The organism is Holdemanella sp. (genome assembly GCF_056804935.1).
This window is the reverse complement of sequence record NZ_DBMEXE010000159.1, coordinates 2385-3725: the sequence shown is the minus strand read 5'-3', so window position 1 is coordinate 3725 and position 1341 is coordinate 2385. Positions and strand designations below refer to the sequence as shown.

At 34.8% G+C, this 1341-nt stretch carries 2 protein-coding genes; both read left to right on the top strand.

Annotated features, from left to right (window positions below):
• The first annotated feature begins 86 nt into the window (after positions 1-86).
• Entirely contained in the window at positions 87-905 is an 819-nt protein-coding gene (locus ACZQCL_RS07345; protein WP_482482507.1) for a ParA family protein, read from the top strand.
• A 10-nt stretch (positions 906-915) separates the two neighbouring features.
• Positions 916-1221 (top strand): single-stranded DNA-binding protein, encoded by a 306-nt coding sequence (locus ACZQCL_RS07340; RefSeq protein WP_217293629.1) that lies wholly within the window; start codon positions 916-918, stop codon positions 1219-1221.
• The last annotated feature ends 120 nt before the right edge of the window (positions 1222-1341 follow it).

Sequence of the window (1341 nt, the reverse complement as noted above, 5' to 3'; positions counted from 1 at the left end):
ATTTCTTAAAAGCCTAATCTATGTCCTTATTCCCTGCTCCTTTTACATAGCCAACAAATGATTGGTTGTGGGAAAGGAGTTTTTTTATGCGTAAATGTAAAGTAATCGCAGTTACAAACCAAAAAGGTGGCGTTGGTAAAACAACGACTACTGAAAATGTGGCCATTGGATTTGTACGACAGGGATTGGATGTATTGATTGTAGATTTTGATCCCCAGGGTGATCTGACAAGTTGCTTAGGTTGGAAAAACAATGATGCTTTAGAACATTCTGTATCTTCTATGCTGGACGATTATATAAATGACAATGATATTGATTATGATTCTTTGATTTTGCATCATGAAGAAGATGTAGATCTGATTCCGGCAAACATTGAATTGGCCGATTTTGAAATGCGTTTAGTCAGTGTCATTAACCGGGAACAGACATTAAGTAATTGTATTGAACCATTAAGAGATAAATACGATTACATCTTTATTGATTGTCCACCTTCTCTTGGTATGCTTACCGTCAATGCGTTGTCTGCTGCAGATGAAGTACTAATACCAGTACAAACTCAGTATTTACCAGCTAAAGGAATGACGAAATTGTTACAGACGGTCAATAAAGTGCAGCGTAAGATTAATAGTAATTTGAAGATTACTGGAATTGTAATGACACTTGCGGATCTAAATACCAACATTACCAAAAGTACGATTGATACGATACGAGAAAGCTTTGGAAAGAACATTCGTGTATTTGATACGATTATTCCAAAAGCTACGAAAGCCAGTGAAGCATCTATTTCCGGTAAAAGTATCTATGCGTATGCCAAAGATTCAAAAGTAGCTATCGCCTATGATAATCTGACAAAAGAATTGGTAAAAAACCCAAAAATAAGACATAAAGATGAAATAAGTCTTTAGGAGAAGTAGAATGAAAAACAATCATGTGGAATTATTTGGAACTTTGACAAGAGATATTGAAGTATCCAAGAATGGAAAAGGAAATACTTTTGTAAAGTTCTCTTTAGCTTGTTTACGAGATGGAAAGAAACCATGGACAGATTATATTAACTGTATTGCCTTTGGTGATATGGCAAATGATATCTGTAAACATGGTGATAAAGATACAGGGTTTTGTATTGTAGGCAATCTTCGTACAAGCTCTTATGAAAAAGATGGTAAAAAACAGTATTCAACCAATGTCGTTGTTGAGTCTTTTGAATTGTTAAATGACTAGAATTAAACGATGTCCCTATTGTCATGGTGCAGCACATTTGTTGATTGATTGGGACAGTAAACGAATCAATGGCTATTATGGTCAATATGTTACATGTACTTTGTGTTCTGCAAGGACACA

Coding starts and splice junctions, on each gene's coding strand:
- ACZQCL_RS07345 (WP_482482507.1), top strand. CDS start 87: ATGCGTAAATGTAAAGTAATCGCAGTTACAAACCAAAAAGGTGGCGTT.
- ACZQCL_RS07340 (WP_217293629.1), top strand. CDS start 916: ATGAAAAACAATCATGTGGAATTATTTGGAACTTTGACAAGAGATATT.